Origin of the sequence: Comamonas sp. Tr-654, from assembly GCF_011752915.1 — a bacterium.
In the GTDB taxonomy this organism is placed as follows: domain Bacteria; phylum Pseudomonadota; class Gammaproteobacteria; order Burkholderiales; family Burkholderiaceae_C; genus Comamonas.
Genome location: NZ_VWWQ01000001.1, coordinates 798781 through 818840 on the forward strand (window position 1 = coordinate 798781; position 20060 = coordinate 818840).

18 protein-coding genes are annotated in these 20060 nt (G+C 61.9%); 8 read left to right on the plus strand and 10 right to left on the minus strand.

The features are described 5' to 3' along the window. The first annotated feature begins 61 nt into the window (after nt 1-61). Complete coding sequence (locus tag F3J24_RS03580; protein WP_167002759.1) at nt 62-1000, plus strand: MBL fold metallo-hydrolase; 939 nt, start codon at nt 62-64, stop codon at nt 998-1000. Between the two features lie 143 nt (nt 1001-1143). Here the strand turns inward: F3J24_RS03580 and F3J24_RS03585 are convergent, their stop codons facing one another. Further along, nucleotides 1144-2214 carry a 3-keto-5-aminohexanoate cleavage protein gene (locus F3J24_RS03585; protein ID WP_167002761.1) on the minus strand — a complete coding sequence of 357 codons (1071 nt, stop codon included), beginning with the start codon at nt 2212-2214 and terminating at the stop codon, nt 1144-1146. Nucleotides 2215-2678: 464 nt separating this feature from the next. Between F3J24_RS03585 and F3J24_RS03590 the strand changes: the two genes are divergently transcribed. After that, nucleotides 2679-3731, plus strand: coding sequence for a tripartite tricarboxylate transporter substrate binding protein (locus tag F3J24_RS03590; RefSeq protein WP_240154230.1), 1053 nt, complete (start codon nt 2679-2681; stop codon nt 3729-3731). A gap of 78 nt (nt 3732-3809) precedes the next feature. Here the strand turns inward: F3J24_RS03590 and F3J24_RS03595 are convergent, their stop codons facing one another. Continuing rightward, a complete protein-coding gene (locus F3J24_RS03595) occupies nt 3810-4832 on the minus strand; it encodes an AraC family transcriptional regulator (RefSeq protein ID WP_167002763.1) in 1023 nt (340 codons plus the stop codon). 110 nt (nt 4833-4942) lie between these two features. Between F3J24_RS03595 and F3J24_RS03600 the strand changes: the two genes are divergently transcribed. The 4 genes from F3J24_RS03600 to F3J24_RS03615 all read left to right on the plus strand — a co-directional run bounded on the left by F3J24_RS03600 (nt 4943) and on the right by F3J24_RS03615 (nt 8977). Beyond that, entirely contained in the window at nt 4943-5854 is a 912-nt protein-coding gene (locus tag F3J24_RS03600; protein ID WP_167002765.1) for a TauD/TfdA family dioxygenase, read from the plus strand. Nucleotides 5855-5869: 15 nt separating this feature from the next. Beyond that, nucleotides 5870-6472 carry an alpha/beta hydrolase gene (locus F3J24_RS03605; RefSeq protein ID WP_167002767.1) on the plus strand — a complete coding sequence of 201 codons (603 nt, stop codon included), beginning with the start codon at nt 5870-5872 and terminating at the stop codon, nt 6470-6472. 99 nt (nt 6473-6571) lie between these two features. Beyond that, nucleotides 6572-7624, plus strand: a complete 1053-nt coding sequence (locus F3J24_RS03610; protein WP_167002769.1) for a tripartite tricarboxylate transporter substrate binding protein — start codon at nt 6572-6574, stop codon at nt 7622-7624. A gap of 240 nt (nt 7625-7864) precedes the next feature. Then, nucleotides 7865-8977 carry a porin gene (locus F3J24_RS03615; protein WP_240154231.1) on the plus strand — a complete coding sequence of 371 codons (1113 nt, stop codon included), beginning with the start codon at nt 7865-7867 and terminating at the stop codon, nt 8975-8977. Nucleotides 8978-9166: 189 nt separating this feature from the next. Here the strand turns inward: F3J24_RS03615 and F3J24_RS03620 are convergent, their stop codons facing one another. The 3 genes from F3J24_RS03620 to F3J24_RS03630 all read right to left on the minus strand — a co-directional run bounded on the left by F3J24_RS03620 (nt 9167) and on the right by F3J24_RS03630 (nt 11221). Next, nucleotides 9167-9517, minus strand: a complete 351-nt coding sequence (locus F3J24_RS03620) for a Rieske (2Fe-2S) protein (RefSeq protein ID WP_167002771.1) — start codon at nt 9515-9517, stop codon at nt 9167-9169. After that, a complete protein-coding gene (locus tag F3J24_RS03625) occupies nt 9486-10142 on the minus strand; it encodes a DsbA family protein (protein WP_167002773.1) in 657 nt (218 codons plus the stop codon). Before F3J24_RS03625 ends, F3J24_RS03620 begins: the two co-directional genes overlap by 32 nt. A 98-nt stretch (nt 10143-10240) precedes the next feature. After that, on the minus strand, nt 10241-11221 hold the full coding sequence (locus tag F3J24_RS03630; protein ID WP_167002775.1) for a quinone oxidoreductase: 981 nt from the start codon (nt 11219-11221) through the stop codon (nt 10241-10243). A gap of 483 nt (nt 11222-11704) precedes the next feature. Here F3J24_RS03630 and F3J24_RS03635 point away from each other — a divergent pair, with 483 nt between their 5' ends. After that, nucleotides 11705-13495, plus strand: coding sequence for an acyl-CoA dehydrogenase (locus tag F3J24_RS03635; protein WP_167002777.1), 1791 nt, complete (start codon nt 11705-11707; stop codon nt 13493-13495). 251 nt (nt 13496-13746) lie between these two features. Here the strand turns inward: F3J24_RS03635 and F3J24_RS03640 are convergent, their stop codons facing one another. Next, nucleotides 13747-14421 (minus strand): GntR family transcriptional regulator, encoded by a 675-nt coding sequence (locus F3J24_RS03640; protein WP_205244589.1) that lies wholly within the window; start codon nt 14419-14421, stop codon nt 13747-13749. 484 nt (nt 14422-14905) lie between these two features. On the opposite strand from F3J24_RS03640, the gene F3J24_RS03645 reads away from it, so the two are divergent. Further along, on the plus strand, nt 14906-16438 hold the full coding sequence (locus F3J24_RS03645; protein ID WP_167002779.1) for an NCS1 family nucleobase:cation symporter-1: 1533 nt from the start codon (nt 14906-14908) through the stop codon (nt 16436-16438). A 123-nt stretch (nt 16439-16561) separates the two neighbouring features. Here the strand turns inward: F3J24_RS03645 and rng are convergent, their stop codons facing one another. The 4 genes from rng to rsfS all read right to left on the minus strand — a co-directional run bounded on the left by rng (nt 16562) and on the right by rsfS (nt 20060). After that, on the minus strand, nt 16562-18049 hold the full coding sequence (gene rng / locus F3J24_RS03650) for a ribonuclease G (RefSeq protein WP_167002781.1): 1488 nt from the start codon (nt 18047-18049) through the stop codon (nt 16562-16564). A 140-nt stretch (nt 18050-18189) separates the two neighbouring features. Further along, nucleotides 18190-18804: a nucleoside triphosphate pyrophosphatase gene (locus tag F3J24_RS03655; protein ID WP_167002783.1), complete on the minus strand. Its 615-nt coding sequence runs from the start codon at nt 18802-18804 to the stop codon at nt 18190-18192. A 110-nt stretch (nt 18805-18914) separates the two neighbouring features. Further along, the gene (gene rlmH / locus F3J24_RS03660; RefSeq protein ID WP_003053899.1) at nt 18915-19382 is read right to left on the minus strand and encodes a 23S rRNA (pseudouridine(1915)-N(3))-methyltransferase RlmH; all 468 of its coding nucleotides are present in this window, start codon (nt 19380-19382) and stop codon (nt 18915-18917) included. Then, the gene (gene rsfS / locus F3J24_RS03665; protein ID WP_043005276.1) at nt 19383-20060 is read right to left on the minus strand and encodes a ribosome silencing factor; all 678 of its coding nucleotides are present in this window, start codon (nt 20058-20060) and stop codon (nt 19383-19385) included. It lies immediately after the preceding gene.

Below are 20060 nucleotides of genomic sequence, written 5' to 3' on the forward strand. Positions count from 1 at the left end.
GCAAATACATCCAAGGTCTTAATCTTCGCAGAAGCCGGCTTCACTTTCCTCCACTCAGACCATGACGCATCCCATCGACACAGCCCAGACAGACATACAGCGCCACCAGTTCGGCCGCGTGACGGTGTTTCGCGGCGCCAAGGGTGGCAAGTATCCGGACGGCAACCAGATCATGGTTCGCGGCAGCGATACGCTGGCAGCGCTGGATACGCCTATCGTTGCCAACCATATCGGGGCCGAGTTCGATGCCGCCGAGCTGGTGGTGATGGGTCATGTGCATGAGGACCATATGGCCGGCCTGCACCGCCTACCAGATGCACAGGTCTTTGCTCACGCCGGCGATCTGGCGGCCTTGCAAAGCTGGGAGGGCCTGGTTGCCACCTTTGGCTGGGCCGATTCGGCGCAGGTCGACATCATGCGCAGCAAGCTCGAGAGCGAATTCTTCTACGCCCCCAGACCCGATGCCAAGGGCTACGAAGATGGAGCCGTCTGGGAGCTGGGCCAGTCGCAGATTCGCGCCATTCATATGCCGGGCCATACAACGGGCCACAGCGTGCTGCTGATCGAGCCCGAGGGGGTTGCCTTTATCGGCGATATCGACCTGACGGGCTTCGGGCCCTATTACGGCGACGCCTGCTCCTGTCTGGCGGACTTTCGCCGCAGCCTGGCGCGGCTGCCGGAGATCGATGCCCGGGTCTGGGTGACTTCTCACCACAAAGGCATTTACACCGAGCGCGAGGCGTTTCTACGAGACCTCAAGCGCTTTGCTGCTGTCATTGACGAGCGCGGTGCACGCATTTTCGAATGGCTGGCGCAACGGCCCCTGACGCTCTCGCAGATGGTGGAGCAGCGCCTGCTCTACCCGCAAGGCTTTGATGCGCCCTGGGTGCTGGGGGCCGAGAAGCGCAGCATCTCCCAGCATCTGGACGAGCTGCTGGCGGCCGGAGAAATCCTGCAGGAGCGCAACGCGCAGGGCGAAGACCTTTATCTGCGGGCTTGAATCCAGAAAAATAAAGAAGCCGACTTCTCAAGGAAGTCGGCGGGGGCTGGCGCCTGGCCACGCATCCACCAGGCAAGCGTGACAAACGCACAGCAGCTGGCCCTTGGCTGATGAGCCGATCCCAGCCACCTGGGCTTTGAGACTCAGGCCACGGCGTCCATGGGCTTGCGCAGAAAGCCCTGGTTGGCGCCCTTGCGGTTGGGCGCAAAGCCGTTCCTGGCCAGGGTTTCGTCGGCAGTTTCGTAGAACACGCCGATCTGCTTGATCTCGCGGGCCTGCTGGGCCGTGGCAATCGGGCGCCCGAACTCGCCCGCAATACGCACCAGCTGCCTGATCTGCTCCACGGTGCTCATCTTGCCCGTGCGGGTCTGGTTCCACAGCACGTCTTCAATACCGCAGCGCACATGCAGGCCCAGGGCCATGCCGATCATGTTGATGGGCAGCACGTTCAGCACCGAGCTTTCCACCGTCACGATGGCGTTGTCGGGCACGGCGCGCAGCATATTGGCCAGGTTGTAGATATTGGCCTGGTCCATGCCGCCGCTGATGGCGACCCAGTTCATGACCAGCGGGCCCTTGTAGACGCCGCGACGGATCATGCGCTCTATGGTCTCGAAACTATTGATGTTGTAGACCTGGAAGGCGCTCTGGATACCCTTTTCGGACAAGCGGCGGATATGTTCCTCGACGAAGCTGGGGTTCGAAGGAACAATCATGTCCTTGTAGGTCTTGTGCAGATGCGGGAAGCCGCGCGAGACACCGCGAAAGTCGTCTTCGCCGGCATGCTCGGTCACGTTCATCTGCGTGGTGTTGACGGTCACCGTCACCTGATCGGGCACGGGAGTCAGCTCGGCCAGCATGTGGCGGGTGTCGTCGGAGAGCCACTTGGCCTGGCCATCCGGGCCTTCGGGCGCAAAGCTGATGGAGCCGCCGACCTGGATGATCATCTCGGGTACCCGCTCGCGCACGCCGGCGATCAGCTCATTAAACTTGGACAGGCGCTTGCTGCCCTTGCCGTCGTCTTCGCGTACATGCAGATGCAGCACGGTGGCGCCAGCCTCATAGCAGTCCACGGCCTTCTGAATCTGCTCTTCCATGGTGACGGGAATGTCCTCGGGAAAGTCCGAAGGAATCCAGCCCGGTGCGTAGGGAGCGGCCGTGATGATCAGCGGCTGCTGGTTTTCGGGATACAGGTGACCGTCAAGAAAGTTCATGGTTGTCGTCTCCGGTTTGAGTGCGGGAAATCAGTGTCTGGACCAGCGGCAACAGGGAATTTCAGTGCCTTGCCGATGCGTGAGGCCAGTATCAAACGCGGTGCGGGATGCCACTTTGCATTTCAGGACACGCGCTTTCTCAATCACGACAAGGAAGGCAAGCCACGCCTGAAAGCGAGACAGGCGGCAAAGCTGCGCGAAGGGCTTTGCGCGCCGCAGGCCCAAGCTGCCGCAGCCTGCGTAGGGCATTGCCCGCATCGGGTAAGTGCTGGGTACTGTAGTCATCAAATGCGAAGTCGCAGGCATGAAACGTCAAGTCCGGCGACTGGCCGCCAGCCATCATGAATTGCTGCATGCAACGCAAGGACATGCCAGCCGATTCAGCGCCGTATCTGCACTCTTCCAGGAGCGAGATCGGCAGCTTGACGAATGCCAGACCCCATGAAAAACGACAGGAGACCTCCATGACAAGCGCCGTGAATTTCGCAGAACCCGCCACGCCATCACGCAAGCAACATAGGCGCAGCATGGTTCAAAGCCTGCGCTGCTGCGCAGCCGTGCTTTGTACCGGCCTGCTGGCGGGCACGGCTGCGCAGGCCCAGACCCCGGCTCCCGCCTGGCCCAGCAAGCCCATACGTATCGTCGTTCCCGCACCTCCGGGCGGCATCACCGACGGCGTGGCGCGTCTGGTGGCCGATCATCTGCAGACCAATCTGGGCCAACCCGTGGTGGTGGACAACAAGCCCGGCGGCTCGGCCGTGATTGCCGAGCGCGCCGTGATGAATGCACCTGCCGACTGGCACACGCTGATGATTGCGCCCTCCAGCGTCTGGACCGACTTTCCACTCACCGTGAAGACGCCGTTCGATGTGCACAAGACCTTCACCTATGTCTCGGATGTGGCGTCCATGGTGCACATGCTGGTAACCAACAACAGCTTCCCGCCCAACAGGATTCAGGAAGTGCTGGACTACGCGCGAAAGAGCAGCAGCCCGATCAATATCGCCAACCTGAGTCCCGGCACCCGCTCCGACATGCTAGGCGAGCTGCTGAGCGAGAAAAGCGGCGGCAAGATCACCGCCGTGCCTTACAAGGGCTCGGCCCCGGCCATCGTCGACCTGATCGGCAATCAGGTGCAGCTGACCTTTGAGGTGGTGACCAATGCCGCCCCGCTGATCAAGGCCGGCAAGATCAAGGCACTGGGCGTGGTTTCATCCAGCCGCTCGCGCCTGCTGCCCGATGTGCCCAGCTTTGCCGAACAGAACATGCCCGACTTCGTGCTGCCCGATGCCAGCGTGGGTCTGTTCGTGCTGAGCAGCACGCCGCCATCCTTGGTCCAGAAGGTGCGCCAGGAAATGGACAAGGTGACCCAATCCCCAAAATTCCAGGCGCAGCTCAGGAGCCAGGGCTTTGATGCGCCCCAACCGAGCACCATGCCGCAGCTGCAGCAAAAAATGCTGAGCACGGTGGAGCAGAACCGCAAAATTCTGAGCAAGCTCAGAGTCGCCGGCAACTGAAGGAAGCTGGCGTATCCGTCCTCATCCCGAGGGCGGCACCTTGGTAGTGTGTTTGGCGGGCCTTTGCGGCCCGCTTTTTTATGCGCCGCCCTGGCCTTCGTGTTGCGCCCTGGCGCGGCTGTCCTTGGCACTGCAGCCAAACTGGCTCTGATACCAGCGCGAAAAACTGCTGGATGCCGTAAAGCCCAGCAACTCGGCCACTTCGGTCAGAGAGCGGTTGCTCTCGAACACATAGCGCACGGCCAGCTCCTTGCGGATATCGTTCATCAGCGAGGAAAAGCTCTGACCTTTTTCCGTCAGCCGGCGCTGAATGGTGCGTGGCACCACACCCAGGTGCTCGCTGACCTTCTCAATGCTGCAGCGGCCGCTGGGCAAGAGCAGCAAGATGGTGCGGCGCACATCGTCCAGCACTGCATCGTCGCTCACGGGCGCCACGGACTCCAGCAGCTTTTGCGCATAACGCACCATGGCGGGGTCGGCGAACTCGTTGCGCGTATCGAGATCGGCCTTGGCGCACACAATGCAGTTGAACTCCTGGTTGAACTCCACGCGCTGGCCGAACATCAGGTGGTGCATGCTCAGATCCTTGGGCGCGGCATGCTCAAAACACACCATGCGAGGCTGCCAGTCACGACCTATCAGCTGCCGGATGGCACGCACCATCACGCCCAGCGCCAGCTCCACGCGCTGGCGCGTAGGCTCATGGGCACGGCCGGCCAGCAACAGCTCACGGATCAGCACCGTGTCGGCCTGCTCGTCCAACTCCAGCGTCATGGCGCCGTTGAGCAGCGCCAGATGACGCACCAGCAGGTTCAGCGAATCGCGCAGCGTGGCCTGATCGCGGATCAGCAGGCCCACCGGCCCCATATTGGACAGCAGGCGCGAGCGCGCCATGCACAGACCAAAGCTTTCATTGCCCGACTGCGTGGCCGATGCCTGCAGCAGACGTCCCACCTTGTCCACCGGGATCATCAGATCCGGCTCGTCGAGCACCGCAGGGCTGAGACCAGCATCGAGCAGCATGCGCGCGCCATTCAGCCCAGAAGCCTGGGCGACTTCGACGTAATTGGTCAAGCAAGCTGCGCGAACGAGGGAGACCATGGGGTTTCACTAACTTGGCACTAATTGCAAAGCACCAGTCATGTAATGACAAGCGCCGATCGAGGGGAGTTTTCACACTGGCGACATCGATTTTATAAGGAGACTTCCCAATGAAAAACGAGGTTGGCGCAGCACCCGCCCTTATCCGCTCCAGCTCCTTGACCCGCTCTCTGAAAGTCAATCCTCTGACCTGTTCCATCGGTGCGGAGCTCTCCAACGTTCATCTGGGTGCGGCCGCCGAGGACGAAGGCCTGATGGCCGAGATCCGCCAGGCGCTGCTCAGGCACCGCGTGATTTTTTTCCGCGACCAGGAGATCACACGCGCCGAGCATGTGGCGTTTGCGCGCAAGTTTGGCGGACTGGAAGACCACCCTGTGGTGGGTAGCCACCCCGAGCACCCTGGCCTGGTGCAGATCTACAAGACCCCCGACAGCCCTCTTGACCGCAATGAGAACTCCTGGCACACCGACGCGACATGGCGCGAGCAGCCCCCCATGGGCTGCGTGCTGCGCTGCGTTGAGTGCCCGCCCGTGGGCGGCGACACCATGTGGGTGAACATGGTGATGGCCTATGAGAACCTGCCAGCCGAAATCAAGGTCAAGATCGAGCACCTGCGTGCCCGCCACAGCATCGAAGCGAGCTTTGGTGCCGTCATGCCTATCGAAAAGCGCCTGGCACTCAAGGCCCAATACCCCGACGCGGAGCACCCCGTGGTGCGCATCCACCCCGAAACCGGCGAGAAGATTCTGTTCGTCAACAGCAGCTTCACCACCCATTTCACCAACTACAACACCCCCGCCAATGTGCGCTTCGGCCTGGACAAATCGCCCGGCTCCTCGCAACTGCTCAATTACCTGACCAGCCAGGCCATGATTCCCGAGTACCAGGTGCGCTTCAAATGGCGCAGGAACAGCGTAGCCTTCTGGGACAACCGCTCCACCCAGCACTACGCAGTGATGGACTACCAGCCCTGCCACCGCAAGATGGAACGCACGGCCATCATCGGCGGCCCCACGGACTGAGCCAGGAGACAGAAGATGACCTTGAACCACACGATTCTCATCATCCCCGGCCTGCGCGACCATGTGCAAGAGCACTGGCAGACGCTGCTGGCCAAGGAGCTGACTGCGCTGTCCATCCCCTGCGTCACCGTGCCACCGCTGGAGCAGGACAAGCTCAGCTGCCAGGCCCGCCTGGATGCGATCGACCGTGCACTGGACAGCATCGACGGCCCCGTCATCATCGTGGCGCACAGCGCCGGCTGCATGATGGTCGCGCACTGGGCGCTGCGCCGAGCCCGCCCCATTCTCGGAGCCTTGCTTGCTGCCCCGGCCGATGTGGAAACCCAGATGCCTGCCGGCTACCCCTCCAAGGATGTGCTGGCAGCCCACGGCTGGACACCCATCCCACGCCAGCGCCTGCCGTTTCCCACACTGCTGGCAGCCAGCAGTAACGACCCACTGACCCAGCTGGAGCGCGCGCGCGGCTTTGCACGCGACTGGGGAAGCGAGCTGGTGGAGCTGGGCCTCCAGGGCCACCTGAACCCGGCCTCGGGCCACGGCCCCTGGCCTCAGGCAAAACAGCTGATCGAGGATTTGCAGGCTCGGATCGAAGCCCGACAGCCCGAGCCAACGGCCTGAGCCGCCCGACGACCATCACGATGAATGCGCAGCCGCCCACAATATATAAAAGGTGCGCGCAGATGGGGAGCCAGACCTCCCCATTGAAGGAGACAAGCAATGAAGGCAACGACACCCGCCTCGCGCAATTCAGTGGACACGGCAGACTCTCGCGCCGCGACAGCCAACGCACTGTGCCGGAAACTGGGCCTGGCCGTCATGGCCGTGGCCGCCGGCCTGGCCTTGCCCGCACAGGCCGACCAAACCACGGACTGGCCGACCAAGCCCATACGCCTGATCGTCACCGGGCCTGCCGGTGGCACGGCCGACACCCTGGCCCGTCTGCTGGCAGAGGGCATGACGCAGGAGTTCAAGCAGCCCGTGATCGTGGAGTCCAAGCCCGGTGCCTCGGGGGCCATCGGCATCCAGGACCTCAAGTCGCATGGCAAAAGCGGCTACACCTTTTTGGTGATTCAGGACGGAGCGCTGAGCGAGGCGCCCCTGGCCCAGAAAGTCAGTTTCGACCCGTTCAAGGACCTGACTCCGCTGGCCCAGCTCACACGCACCGGCCTGGTCATGGTGGCCAACAAGGACCTGCCGTTCCAGACCCTGCCCGAATTCATCAGCTACTCCAGGCAACAACGCGACGGCGTGGACTTTGCCTCCTACGCCACGGGCCTGAAGGGCCACACCTCGGGCATGCTGCTGGGCCAGTTGGCCAGGATCAATATGCGCCATGTGGGCTACAAGGGCTCGCCCCCTGCGCTGGTGGACCTCATGGGCGGCCATGTCCCGGTGATGTTCGATGGCGTCACCACTTCGCTGCCCCTGATTCGCAGCGGCAAGATCAAGGCGCTGGCAGTCGTCTACCCGAACCGCCTGCAGACTTTGCCCGAGGTGCCGACCTTCACGGAACTGGGCTACCCCCAGCTGTCCAAATCCGGCTGGTTTGCCGTGTGGTCCCATCCGCAAGCCCCGGCAGCCATCCAGCAGAAGCTACGGGATGTGGCGCTGGCGCATTTCCACAAGGAAGCCGTTCTCAAACAGCTCGCTGCGCTGGGCATGGAGCCCGGCCAGCCGCTGAGCACAGCCGACATGACAGCCGAGCTCAAGGAAGCCAGCCGCAAGCAGGCCGCCCTGCTCAAGTCCATAGGCTACAAGCCCGAGAACTGAGAGCCAGTCCTCAGTGCAGCGGCTCTGACACGGCTGCACTCCCCTTCCGATAGCAGTCCTCAGCCCGGTGCCCCTTGGCACCGTGGGCGGCTGCACCCGGCTCAAGCCCTTGTGCGGGGTTCGAGCCGGGACTTGGCTGCGCCTTCAGCCCATCCTCAGGCCCGGGTCCGGCCTTGCGCTGCTGTGTTTCTCGTCGGTTTGCCTTCAGGCATCTTTTTTCAACAGTTCAAGGAGACATGAATGACTACAAGAAAAATGGCTTTCAATGCGCTGAGCGCTCTGGCATGCACGCTGGCGCCGCTGGCGGCTTCGGCGCAATCGTCGGTGCAGGTCTATGGCGTCGTGGATATGGCCGTATCCAACTACCGAGGCGCGGGCGCGGGCTCGCGCCAGATGCTGACCTCCAGTGGCAATCAGGCCAGCCGTCTGGGCTTTCGGGGCCGCGAAGATCTCGGCAGCGGTCTGGCCGCCGGCTTCGATCTGGAAGCGGGCCTCAATACCGACAACGGTACCGGCCAGGCCTCCAACACCAACAACCAGCCCTCAGGGGCAGGCAGCAGCAACGGCCTGAGCTTCAACCGCAAGTCCCTGGTCTATCTGCAGAGCAGGCAATGGGGTGAGGTGCGCCTGGGCCGCGACTATGTGCCTGCCTTCTGGAACATGTTCAACTACGACCCTTTCCGCCTGGGCGTGGGCATGAGCCTGCATGTGCTGCACGGCACGACGGTGACCGGATTTCGCGCGTCGAACAGCATAGGCTATCTCTCGCCCGGCTGCTCCAGCTCGAGCTGCAAGGGCCTGTTCTATCAACTGATGACGGCATTCGGCGAAAACGATGCCGGCCCCAACCGTCAGGACGGCCGCGTCTATGGTGCACGCCTGGGCTATGGAGGCGATAACTGGGATGCTGCCGTCGCCATCACGACCACCAAGAACCGCGCCGCCGACGATTACAGGCAGATCAATGCCGCCGCCTCCTACCTCTGGGAGGGCCACCGCCTCATGGTTCTGGCTGCCGATCACCGCACCGGCAACCGCCTGGCTGGTCTGGACAATGCCGACCATGTGCGCTACTGGCAGCTGGGTGCCATCTGGAAGGTCGGCAACGACAACATCCCCATGAGCTTCATGCGTCTGAGCCGCAACGACAACAGCGGCAGCAGCTCCAACAAGTACGCCGTAGGCTATGTGCACAACCTCTCCAAACGCACTGCCCTCTACGGCACCTATGCCTATGTGGACAACCGCGGCAGCATCAACCTGCCGGTGGCCACGGGCGCGCTGCAAGGCCCGATCCCGGTCGCTGGCGGCAATGCCTCGGGCTTTGACATCGGCATTCGCCACACGTTCTGAGCCCAATCCATGGCAACCGGCACCTGCTGGTTGCTGGTTGCTGGTTGCTGGTTGCTGGTTGCTGGTTACTGGTTACTGGTTACTGGTTGCCGGTCGCTGGCTAAAGGGCATCCATCCTGAAACCATAGAAAAAGGCCCGCAGAGAAAATCTGCGGGCCTTTTCATCGCACATAAGCGCTCGATGGTTTATCAGCAGTTGTCAGGAGGTTTGAGCCAGAGCAGTCCCTCCCTGACCAGGACTTCGTAGAGAGGAATCGTCATCAGCGACGATGCCATGCACCTGCCGCTGCGGATATCGAACCTGAGTCCATGCGCAGGGCAGCTCAGCACATGGGCATCGCAATTGCCGCCGGCCATGGAGGCACCTGCATGCGGGCAGCTGTTCTCCAAAGCATAGAACTCGCCTTCGACATTCAGCAGCAAGATGCTCTGGCCACCCGACGTGAAGACCAGCTTGCGCCCGCCAGGCGGCAAATCCCGCACGGCGCCGGCAGCCAGCAATGCGGTATCAGGCGAAGATGCTGTCGGCAACACGGGCATGCTCCATGGCGCGCAGCAGCTCTGCGGGCGCCACAGCGCCCGTCACCTGCAGACGCTGGTTGAACACCATATGCGGCACGCCGCCGGTATGGCTGGCCTCGCTTTGGTAGCGCAGCACATCAAAGCGGGAAGGATTCCAGTCCAGTGCCGCCGAGTGCGCCAGCTGCTGCAGCACCATGGCCGAGCCGATATCGCGGCCCTGCACAAAGTAGGCGGCAAAGATGGACTCCACAAAGCGGATCATGGATTCGCCATCGAGCTGGGTCTGGGCGTAGTTGACCAACGCACAGACCAGGCGCGTGCTGGGGAAGGTTTCAATCAGCGCATGATTGATCTGCAGGCCCGCCGCGTGGGCCGCCGAACGCACCTGGGCACGGCGCACCTCCACGGCTCTGGGGCCGCCCAGCCGGGCTTCGTAGAAGGCCTGGTAAGGCACTCCATGCTCCGGGATCTGGGGCAGCAGAGTGTCTGCATGCCAATGGATTGCAAGCCGCTGGCCGGGATATCTGGCCAGCAGCATCTCACGGGCGGCTAGCAGATTGCGCAGACCGATCCAGCACCAGGGGCAGATCAGGTCCAGCGAAAAGTCGACCTGCAGTGTCGTTGCAGCGGAGCTTTGAGTCATGTCATTTACTTCTTTGGGCAATCACCGGGATTGATGCAAAAAAAGGGCTGAATGGCTCAGTCCTTTTCATACCGAAGTGCTGCCTTCGCTTCGGTATCTCAGAGCGTGAAGATGGCCGATCCCACAATCTTGCGGGCTTCCAGGTCGCGGTGAGCCTGCACGGCGTCCTCCAGCGCATAGCGCTTGCTGATATCCACCTTGATACGGCCTTCGGCCACATGGGCGAACAGCTCGTTGGCCAGCTCTGCACGCTCCGTCGGGTCGGCGATGTAATGCGCCGATGCGGGACGGGTCAGGAAGAGCGAGCCCTTGCCGGCCAGAATCTGCGGGTTGAATGGTGCAATGGAGCCCGAAGCCGTACCCAGACAGACCATCAGCCCACGCACCTTCAGGCTGTTGAGCGAGCCCTCGAAAGTGTCCTTGCCCACGCTGTCGAAGACGGCATTCACACCCACGCCGTCCGTCAGCTCACGCACGCGCTTGGCCACGTCTTCATGGCTGTAGTTGATGGTGTGAACGCAGCCGTTGGCCTTGGCCACTTCGGCCTTGGCATCGCTGGAGACGGTGCCGATCACGTTCAGGCCTTCCAGCTTTGCCCACTGCGACACCAGCAGGCCCACGCCACCGGCTGCAGCATGCAGCAAGATGGTGTCGCCCTTCTTGAAGTCCCAGATGCGGCGCATCAGGTAAGCCGCCGTCAGTCCACGCATGGTGATGGCTGCTGCAGTTTCAAAGCTGATCTTGTCAGGCAGACGGATCAGGGGGGCAGCAGAAATCAGGCGCTCCGTGGCGTAAGCGCCGATGGTGTTCAGCGCGCCGGTATAGGTCACGCGGTCGCCGACCTTGAAATCCGTCACGCCGTCGCCCACGGCCGTGATCGTGCCGCAAGCCTCGCTGCCCACGCCTGCAGGCAAAGGAGCGGGATACAGACCGGAGCGGAAATAGGTATCGGCAAAGTTCAAGGCCACAGCGCCTTGCTTGAGGCGGACCTGACCCGGACCGGGTTGGCCCACATCAATTTCTTCCTGTCGCAACACCTCGGGGCCACCAACTTCGTGATAACGGATTACTTTAGCCATACAAACTCCCAGTCAGATACCAATCGAAAGGTGATGCGGCACACGCCCTCACCTCGAACAGAATCGATACAAATCAATGGCTTAGACCATATCTCCGCTATCCATCCATTCAGACTGGACTGAATTTATGGGAATTCGCCTGCAAGGCATTTCCCGAGAGCGCCGCCCTCTTGTCTTTACGCGACACCATGGGTAAATATCAGGCAAAAAAGTTAACTTCAAAGTTTCTCTTTTATTGAAAGCTTGCCGAAAGCGTTGCCCACCATATTGCGCGTCTGCGACTGCGGCAAGCCCGTCACAGCCCCTAGAATCATTCCGTTTACGTAAACGTCAAACCAATGTCCGGTACCTGGCATGCTCGCCAGGCACCGTACATGAAGTCGAGGGAAGCCCCTGCCATCCGTGGCAGGCAACATCCCCAACAATCCAAGGCACAACCAGGTCTGGCAGCCAGCCGGGCCAGCATTCAAGGAAACAGAGACGATGACCTACAAAGCGCCCATCAAAGACATGCTGTTCGACATGGAGCATCTGGCCCAAATCGAGCAAGTCGCCCAGATTCCCGGCTTTGAAGATGCGGGGCTGGAGACCGCGCAGGCCGTTCTCGAAGAATGCGCCAAGCTTTGCGAAGGCGTGGTCGCGCCCCTGAATGTTCCCGGCGATGTCAACCCCTCATCCTTCAAGGATGGTGTCGTCACGACGACTCCCGGCTTTGCCGATGCCTTCAAGCAATATGCCGAAGGCGGCTGGCAAGGCCTGCAGCATCCTGCCGACTTCGGCGGCCAGGGCCTGCCCAAGACCATTGGCGCAGCCTGCATCGAGATGCTCAACAGCGCCAACCTGAGCTTTGCGCTGTGCCCTCTGCTCACCGACGGCGCCATCGAGGCACTGCTCACGGCAGGCAGCGATGCACTCAAGTCCACCTATCTGGAAAAGCTGGTCACCGGCGAATGGACCGGCACCATGAACCTGACCGAACCACAGGCTGGCTCCGACCTGGCCCTCGTGCGCACCAGGGCCGAGCCTCAGGGCGATGGCAGCTACAAGGTCTTCGGCACCAAGATCTTCATCACCTATGGTGAGCACGATATGGCGGACAACATCGTCCACCTGGTGCTGGCCCGCGTGGCCGGTGCACCTGAGGGTGTCAAGGGGATCAGCCTGTTCGTCGTGCCCAAGTTCCTCGTGAACCAGGACGGCTCCTTGGGCAAGCGCAATGATGTGCACTGCGTCAGCATCGAGCACAAGATGGGCATCAAGGCCTCGCCCACGGCCGTGCTGCAATTTGGCGACAACGGGGGAGCCATCGGCTACCTCGTGGGCGAGGAAAACCGCGGTCTCGAATACATGTTCATCATGATGAACGCCGCCCGCTATGCCGTGGGCCTGCAGGGCCTGGCCGTGGCCGAGCGGGCCTACCAGCACGCCGTGGCCTACGCCAAGGAGCGCGTGCAAAGCCGCCCCGTCGACGGCTCGGTCAAGGCCAGCGCCACCATCATCCACCACCCCGATGTGCGCCGCATGCTGATGACCATGCGTGCCAGCAACGAGGGCTGCCGCGCCATGGCAACCGCCGCCGCTGCCGCCTACGACGCCGCCCACCACCACCCGGACGCCGACGTGCGCCAGGCCAACCAGACCTTCTATGAATTCATGGTGCCGCTGGTCAAGGGCTACAGCACCGAGATGAGCCTGGAAGTCACAAGCCTGGGCGTGCAGGTGCATGGCGGCATGGGCTTTATCGAGGAAACCGGTGCGGCCCAGTACTACCGCGACGCCAAGATCCTGACCATCTATGAGGGCACGACCGCCATCCAGGCCAATGACCTGGTCGGCCGCAAGACCGCACGTGATGGCGGCCTGACCGCCAAGGCGATTGCCGCCCAGATCGAAAAGACCGAAGCCGCCCTCCATGCCAGCGGCACCGACACGGCAAAGGCCGTTGCCAGGAATCTGGCCCAGGCCCGTCAGGCATTTGTGCAGGTGGTGGACTTCATCGTGGCCCAGGCTAAGGCCGACCCCAATGCGGCTTATGCAGGCAGCGTCCCCTATCTGATGCTCACCGGCAATCTGGTCGCCGGCTGGCAGCTGGGCCGCTCGGTGCTGGCTGCGCAGGAGCTGCTGGCCAAGGGCCAGGACACGGCCTTTATGCAGGCCAAGCTGGCCACGGCACAGTTCTATGCCGAACATATCCTGACCCGCGTGCCCGGCCAGGCCGATGCCGTGATCAACGGTGCGGCCAGCGTGATGGCATTGCCCATGGATCTGTTCTGATCCTGCACCTGAAGGCGGGGCGGCAACGCCCTGCCTCATCATGAAATGCGTGAAAATAGCGGCTGGCGCCTATGGATAAAGCGCCAGCCGCTATGTTTTTTAATCCCTGAGGCGCACCAAGACCACCTGCTCGGCAGACTCTGGCACCATCACTACGGCTTGTACTTCCGGCGCGGGCCGCCGAGCGCTATTGATGGGATGAGTATTCAACGCACATCCGGTCCGCGCAGCCCGGGCATTGAAGCGATGGGCTACGGCTGCGCAATCAGGATGGAGCGCAGACGGTCCCGCTCTCGGCGATTGCCCGCCAGTCCCTCGTCCAGACGCGACTTCAGGGCATCGATATGCGCAATCATCAGCTGCTCGGCCTTGGCGTTATCGCCTTCGACCAGCGCCTCGACGATGGCCGCATGATCGTCATTGGAGACCTTGGCTTCGGCCTTGGAGTGATATAGAGCCGCAGCCAGCATCGACCTCGCCGACAGGTCGACGATCATTGATGTCAAAAAACGATTGCCCAGGCATTCGGCCAGGCAGATATGAAAGTCCGCGAGCAGCGAGCTGCGCTGGGCGGCATCGTCGGCAGCAATGGACTCCTGCTCCTGCGCAATATGTTGGCGCAGGCGCCCGAGTGCAGCCTGCAGCGGCTTGCCTGCGTCGCGCAACATGCCCGACTCCACCACGCGCCGCGCGGCATAGGTCTCCTGGGCCTCCTCAAACGAGGGCTCGGCCACATACCACCCGACACGCGAACGCACCTCGACAAAGCCACGCGCCTGCAACTGGATCAGCGCTTCGCGCACCAAGGTACGGCTGACCTGGAACAAATCGGCAATGTCCTGCTCGCCCAGCCTCACCCCGGGCCGCAATCTTCCGGTCAGGATGGACTCGATCAGACGCTCCGCAATCTTGGTCTTGGCAATCAAAGCAATACCTTCTGCATGGCTCTCCGTTCAATCAACAGTGCGGTGCGCAGCAGAGGGCACAGTCCATTGCTGCTCAGGACGCCACGGCCAGGGTCATCCGCGGCAGGCTGCAGTTTACCGTTGCTTACCTCGTTCCAGCCTCTCGTGGCCAAACGCTCCTGCCGCCTATCCCATGCAGCCGGAGCGCGCACCGCTGCGGCGGCAAGACAGCCCATTTGGAACTATTTGTAGGCACTCCAATGACCAAGGGTTCCCACCAATTCGAGCCCTTGGGGGGCTTGTATACATTTTTCGACTTGTCCGATGTATACAAGATGATATTCAAGATCAATGCTTGATATCTCTCATCTGCAAAGCATCGGATTGCATGTCTGGCGCCCCCAAGCCCGGACATGCCAATGCCGCGTTGTTTAGGTGAGATGGAACAGATTGCCTGAGAAAAGCCGATGCACCGGACACGCGGCGGCTCCCTATAAAGGCAAAAATGAGAGACCTAGCAATCAACGACGGCGGCCACTTCGCCCCCAGCCCCAGCACCGCAGCGCCCCGACTGCATCCAAGCCTGCCGCCAGGCGTCTCACCGGCGCTCTACAACGCGGACCTGGCTCCTACCGCAAAAGAAGGTCGATCCTGGAGCGCCTACAGCCTGTTCACCCTGTGGGTCAACGATGTTCACAATCTGGGCAACTACTCTTTTGCCATCGGCCTGTTTGCCCTGGGCTTCAGCGGCGGGCAGATCCTGACGGCCCTGCTGCTGGGCGCAGCCTTTCTTTTCGCGCTTCTGAACCTCTCCGGCTTCATGGGCTGTAAGACAGGCGTCCCCTTTCCCGTCATGAGCCGCATCAGCTTTGGCACGCGCGGCGCACAGATACCGGCGCTGATACGGGGCGGCGTGGCAATCGCCTGGTTTGGCATCCAGACCTATCTGGCCTCCAAGGTACTCGATGTGCTGGTGCTGATGCTGCTGCCGCAATGGCAGCCACTGGCGGAGCAGACGCTGCTGGGGCTGCCGCTGCTGGGCTGGATCAGCTTTACGCTGCTTTGGGTGGTTCAAGTCGTCATCGCCTGCTGGGGCATGGAGAGCATCCGCAAGTACGAGGCCTTTGCCGGCCCGGTGATCTTCATGACCTTTATTGCTCTGGCGGGCTGGATTCTTTACAGCTCGGGTGGGCAGTTGCACTGGTCGGCCCCTTCCGTGGAAACCCATGGCTCCAAGTGGGTGCAGATTTTGGGAGCGGCCTCGCTCTGGGTCGCGCTCTACGGCACTTTTGTTCTGAATTTCTGCGACTTCACCCGAGGCACGACTTCGCGCAGCGCGGTGATCAAGGGCAATTTCTGGGGCATTCCCATCAATATGATGGTCTTCGGTCTGGTGGTCGTGATCCTGACCGGTGGCCAGCTCTCCATTGACGGCACACTCATCAGCAGCCCCGTGGACATCATTCAGAAGATTCCCAGCAAGCCTCTGCTGATCCTGGCCAGCTTTGCGCTGATCATCCTGACCATTGCCGTCAATCTGATGGCTAACTTCGTGGCCCCCGCACTGGCGCTGACCAATCTGCTGCCCAGAAAGCTCAACTTCCGCAAAGCCGCCCTGGTCAGTGCCATCCTGGGCTTTGTCATCCTGCCCTGGAACCTCTACAGCTCGCCCGTGGTGATTGTGTACTTCCTCGGCGGTCTTGGCTCTCTGCTTGGACCTCTGTTCGGTATCGTCATGGCCGATTACTGGCTCATCCGCAAGCAACGCGTGGATGTGGTGGCCCTGTACACCCAGAATGCGAATAGCCCCTACCACTACAGCAACGGCTTCAACCCCAGAGCCATTCAGGCGCTGATTCCATCGGCCCTGATTTCGCTGCTCTTCGCCTTTGTGCCCTACCTGCAATCCGTCTCGGCATTTTCCTGGTTCATTGCCGCAGGACTGGGGGCCTTCTTCTACTGGCTGGTCGCCCCCAAGGGGCTGACCTACGCCGACCGGGATGGAGAAGCCATCGCTGTTGCAGCGGCCAAGCACTAAGCCACTGCACCTGCTTTCGACGTGCATTCGAAACGAGGCGCTCTGGTGCCTCGTTTCGCTTGAAGCCGAAGCTTGCTGGCTCAGCGGCAGGGCGGTCGATGTCTCACGCCGTCTCAGCGCTCCTCACAGCAGCACGATATCGTATTGCTCCTGCGCCATCGCAGTCTCGGCCTGCAGGGAGATCGGCTTGCCGATGAAGTCGGAGAGGCTGGCCAGATGCTGGCTTTCCTCGTCGAGGAACATCTCCACCACCTTGGGGGATGCCACGACGCGGAACTCATGCGGATTGAACTGACGAGCTTCGCGCAGGATTTCACGCAGCACCTCGTAGCAGATGCTGCGCGCGGTCTTGACATTGCCCTTGCCGGAGCAGGCGGCACAGGGCTCGCACAGCATATGGGCCAGCGACTCGCGCGTGCGCTTGCGCGTCATCTCCACCAGGCCCAGTTGCGAGAAGCTGCCGGCCATGGTCTTGACGCGGTCGCGCGCCAGTTGGCGGCGGAATTCGGAGAGCACCTCGCCCTGATGCTCCTCGCGCACCATGTCGATGAAGTCCACGATGACGATGCCGCCCAAATTGCGCAGCCTCAACTGACGCGCAATGGCTTGCGCCGCTTCCAGATTGGTCTTGAAGATGGTGTCGTCAAAATTGCGCGCACCGACATAGCCGCCTGTGTTGACATCGATGGTGGTCAGGGCTTCGGTCTGATCGACGATCAGATAGCCGCCCGACTTCAGATCCACACGCCGCCCCAGCGCGCGCGCGATTTCCTCGTCGATGTTGTAGAGGTCAAAGATCGGACGCTCGCCCTTGTACAACGCCAGCTTGGGCACGGCCGCCGGCATGTATTCCTGCCCAAAGCTCTTGAGCAGCGCAAACTGCTCGCGCGAATCGATGCGAATGCTCTGGGTGTTCTCGCCGACCAGGTCCCGCAGCACACGCTGCAGCAGGTTCAGGTCCTGATGCAGCACCGACATGACGGGTAGCTTCTGCGCCGCATCCTTGATGCGTGCCCAGGTCTTGCGCAGATAGCGGATGTCATCGGCCAGCTCGGCATCGCTGGATTCCTCGCCATTGGTGCGCAGAATGAATCCGCCGCCACCGCCCCCCTCCTTGGTGCCGACCAGCTCCTGCAGACGGGCCCGCAAGGCGTCGCGCTCGTTCTGGGGGATTTTCTGGGAGATGCCGATATGGTCGTCCTGCGGCAGAAACACCAGCAGACGCCCGGCAATGCTGATCTGCGTGGACAGGCGTGCACCCTTGGTCCCTATGGGGTCCTTGATGACCTGCACCATGATGGACTGGCCTTCGAACACCTGCTTTTCGATGGGTGTCAGCGGCTGGTCCTTGCGTGCAAACATCGGGGCTTCGCCGCTTTCCTGACGCTGCCAGACATCGGCCACATGCAAGAAGGCAGCACGCTCCAGGCCGATATCGATGAAGGCGGACTGCATGCCGGGCAGCACGCGCGAGACCTTGCCCAGATAGATGTTGCCGACGAGTCCCCGCTCCAGCGGGCGCTCCATGTGCAGCTCCTGCACGGCACCATTCTCGACAATCGCCACCCGCGTCTCCTGCGGCGACCAGTTGATCAAAATATCTTGCTGCATTGACTGTCGTTCTTTCTTTATATGTCCTGGCTTTTGCTGCGCCCAGTGTGCGACGCACGCATGGCTGGCGCAAGACAGCTGCCATGTAGAACTTCCCTCGGGGGAAGCCTCAAGAACAGAGTGTCGATTGCGCCAAAGGTTCAGAGCGGCCAGCCCAGCTGGCGCAAAAGCTCGGCAGTTTCGTAAACGGGCAGGCCCATGATGGCCGAATAGCTGCCGCGGATCTCTGCGATATGTGCGGCCGCCCTGCCCTGTATGCCATAGGCTCCGGCCTTGCCCATGGGCTCGCCCGTGAGCACATAGGCCTCGATCTGTGCCTCGGTCATGGGAGCAAAGCGCACGGTGGACACCGACAGCGCCTGCAGACGCCGCGCGCCGCTTTGCAGCGCCACGGCGGTCAGCACCTCATGTTCTGCCCCGGAGAGCAGACGCAGGATGCGTCGCGCGTCTTCGGCATCGGCCGGCTTGCCCAGAATTTGCTTGCCCAGTGCCACGGTGGTGTCCGAGCACAGAATGGGCGCTGCCGGCAGACCGCGCCGCGCATGGCGGGCCACGGCTGCATCAAGCTTGCCGGCCGTCACGCGCTGCACATAGTCATGGGGATCTTCACCGGCCAGCTCGGCCTCTATGGCCTCGGCATCCTCGGCGATATCGCCGGCTGCATTGGGCAGCAGCAATTCATGCGCCACGCCCAGTTGCTCGAGCAGCTGACGGCGGCGGGGACTTTGGGATGCAAGAAAGAGAATGGGCGCCATGATTTTGATTAAAAATGGCCTCTAGCGCCCATATATAAAGCGCAGTAGGCTATCAAAATCATAGTATCACGCACTGCGTGAAATTGCACGCAGAGTCCGGTCACAAGCGCTTATTCGCGGTGATAGGGATGACCGGCATTGACCGACCAGGCTCGATAGAGCTGTTCAATCAGCAGCACGCGCACCATGGCGTGCGGCAGGGTCAGGTCGGAGAGACGAATGCGCTCATGGGCTGCGGCCTTGAACTCGGGGTCCAGACCGTCAGGTCCGCCAATGACCAGAGCCACATCGTCGCTCTCAAGCTGCCAGCCCTTGAGGCGCTGGGCCAGCGCCTTGGTGGTCAGATTGGTGCCGCGCTCGTCGAGCACCACGATGCGGGTGCCTCGGGGGATGGCGGCTTCGATACGCTTGCGCTCTGCCGCATACAGGGTCTCCAGCGTCTTGGAGCCACGCGGCTCGGTCTTGACGGCCTTGAGTTCGACCTTGAGTTCGGGCGGAAAGCGCTTGGCGTAATCGTCGTAGGCCGTCTGCGCCCAGTCGGGCACATGCAGGCCTACGGCCACGATGGTCAGCTTCATTTAGGCCTTGGCGCGGGGAGCACGCTTGGCTGCGGGTTTGGCAGCAGCCGGCTTGGCAGTACGAGGAGTGCTGGGCTTGACGACCACAGTCTTGACCGTCTTGGCGGCAGCGGACTTGGCAGCGGGCTTCTTGGCTGCAGGCTTGGCACCGGCGGCTGTCTTGGTCGCTGGCTTCTTGGCCGCAGCTTTCTTGGCAGCAGGCTTTTTCTCGACCACGGTGTTTTCCGCAGCAGCCTTGTCCACGGCCTGCCTGGCGGCCAGCTTCTTGGCAGCCACTTCGGCGGGCTTGGGCTTGGCGGCACCGATCTTCATGCGCACCGGTGTCTCGCCCCAGATTTCTTCCAGGCGGTAGTACTGACGAATGGCCGGCTGCATGATGTGGCAGACCACCGAGCCGCAGTCCACGATGATCCATTCGCCGTTTTGCTCACCTTCCTGACGCGGCACGGGAAAGCCAGCTTCCTTGACGGCTTCACGCACGCTGGAGGCCAGTGCCTTGGTCTGGCGATTGGAGGTACCCGAGGCCACGATCACGCGCTCGAACAGCGGGGACAGCGCTTCGGTGTTGAACACCTGGATGTCGTGGGCCTTGACGTCTTCGAGGCCGTCAACAATGGCTCGCTGGAGTTTGGTGACGTCGCGCTTGGCTGCGGAATCCGATTTGGTGGAGGTGGTCAT

What these genes read in the sequence shown, in the direction of transcription:
- F3J24_RS03580 (WP_167002759.1), top strand. Translation starts at nt 62, where the DNA reads ATGACGCATCCCATCGACACAGCCCAGACAGACATACAGCGCCACCAG.
- F3J24_RS03585 (WP_167002761.1), bottom strand. Translation starts at nt 2,214, where the DNA reads ATGAACTTTCTTGACGGTCACCTGTATCCCGAAAACCAGCAGCCGCTG.
- F3J24_RS03590 (WP_240154230.1), top strand. Translation starts at nt 2,679, where the DNA reads ATGACAAGCGCCGTGAATTTCGCAGAACCCGCCACGCCATCACGCAAG.
- F3J24_RS03595 (WP_167002763.1), bottom strand. Translation starts at nt 4,832, where the DNA reads ATGGTCTCCCTCGTTCGCGCAGCTTGCTTGACCAATTACGTCGAAGTC.
- F3J24_RS03600 (WP_167002765.1), top strand. Translation starts at nt 4,943, where the DNA reads ATGAAAAACGAGGTTGGCGCAGCACCCGCCCTTATCCGCTCCAGCTCC.
- F3J24_RS03605 (WP_167002767.1), top strand. Translation starts at nt 5,870, where the DNA reads ATGACCTTGAACCACACGATTCTCATCATCCCCGGCCTGCGCGACCAT.
- F3J24_RS03610 (WP_167002769.1), top strand. Translation starts at nt 6,572, where the DNA reads ATGAAGGCAACGACACCCGCCTCGCGCAATTCAGTGGACACGGCAGAC.
- F3J24_RS03615 (WP_240154231.1), top strand. Translation starts at nt 7,865, where the DNA reads ATGACTACAAGAAAAATGGCTTTCAATGCGCTGAGCGCTCTGGCATGC.
- F3J24_RS03620 (WP_167002771.1), bottom strand. Translation starts at nt 9,517, where the DNA reads ATGCCCGTGTTGCCGACAGCATCTTCGCCTGATACCGCATTGCTGGCT.
- F3J24_RS03625 (WP_167002773.1), bottom strand. Translation starts at nt 10,142, where the DNA reads ATGACTCAAAGCTCCGCTGCAACGACACTGCAGGTCGACTTTTCGCTG.
- F3J24_RS03630 (WP_167002775.1), bottom strand. Translation starts at nt 11,221, where the DNA reads ATGGCTAAAGTAATCCGTTATCACGAAGTTGGTGGCCCCGAGGTGTTG.
- F3J24_RS03635 (WP_167002777.1), top strand. Translation starts at nt 11,705, where the DNA reads ATGACCTACAAAGCGCCCATCAAAGACATGCTGTTCGACATGGAGCAT.
- F3J24_RS03645 (WP_167002779.1), top strand. Translation starts at nt 14,906, where the DNA reads ATGAGAGACCTAGCAATCAACGACGGCGGCCACTTCGCCCCCAGCCCC.
- rng (WP_167002781.1), bottom strand. Translation starts at nt 18,049, where the DNA reads ATGCAGCAAGATATTTTGATCAACTGGTCGCCGCAGGAGACGCGGGTG.
- F3J24_RS03655 (WP_167002783.1), bottom strand. Translation starts at nt 18,804, where the DNA reads ATGGCGCCCATTCTCTTTCTTGCATCCCAAAGTCCCCGCCGCCGTCAG.
- rlmH (WP_003053899.1), bottom strand. Translation starts at nt 19,382, where the DNA reads ATGAAGCTGACCATCGTGGCCGTAGGCCTGCATGTGCCCGACTGGGCG.
- rsfS (WP_043005276.1), bottom strand. Translation starts at nt 20,060, where the DNA reads ATGACCACCTCCACCAAATCGGATTCCGCAGCCAAGCGCGACGTCACC.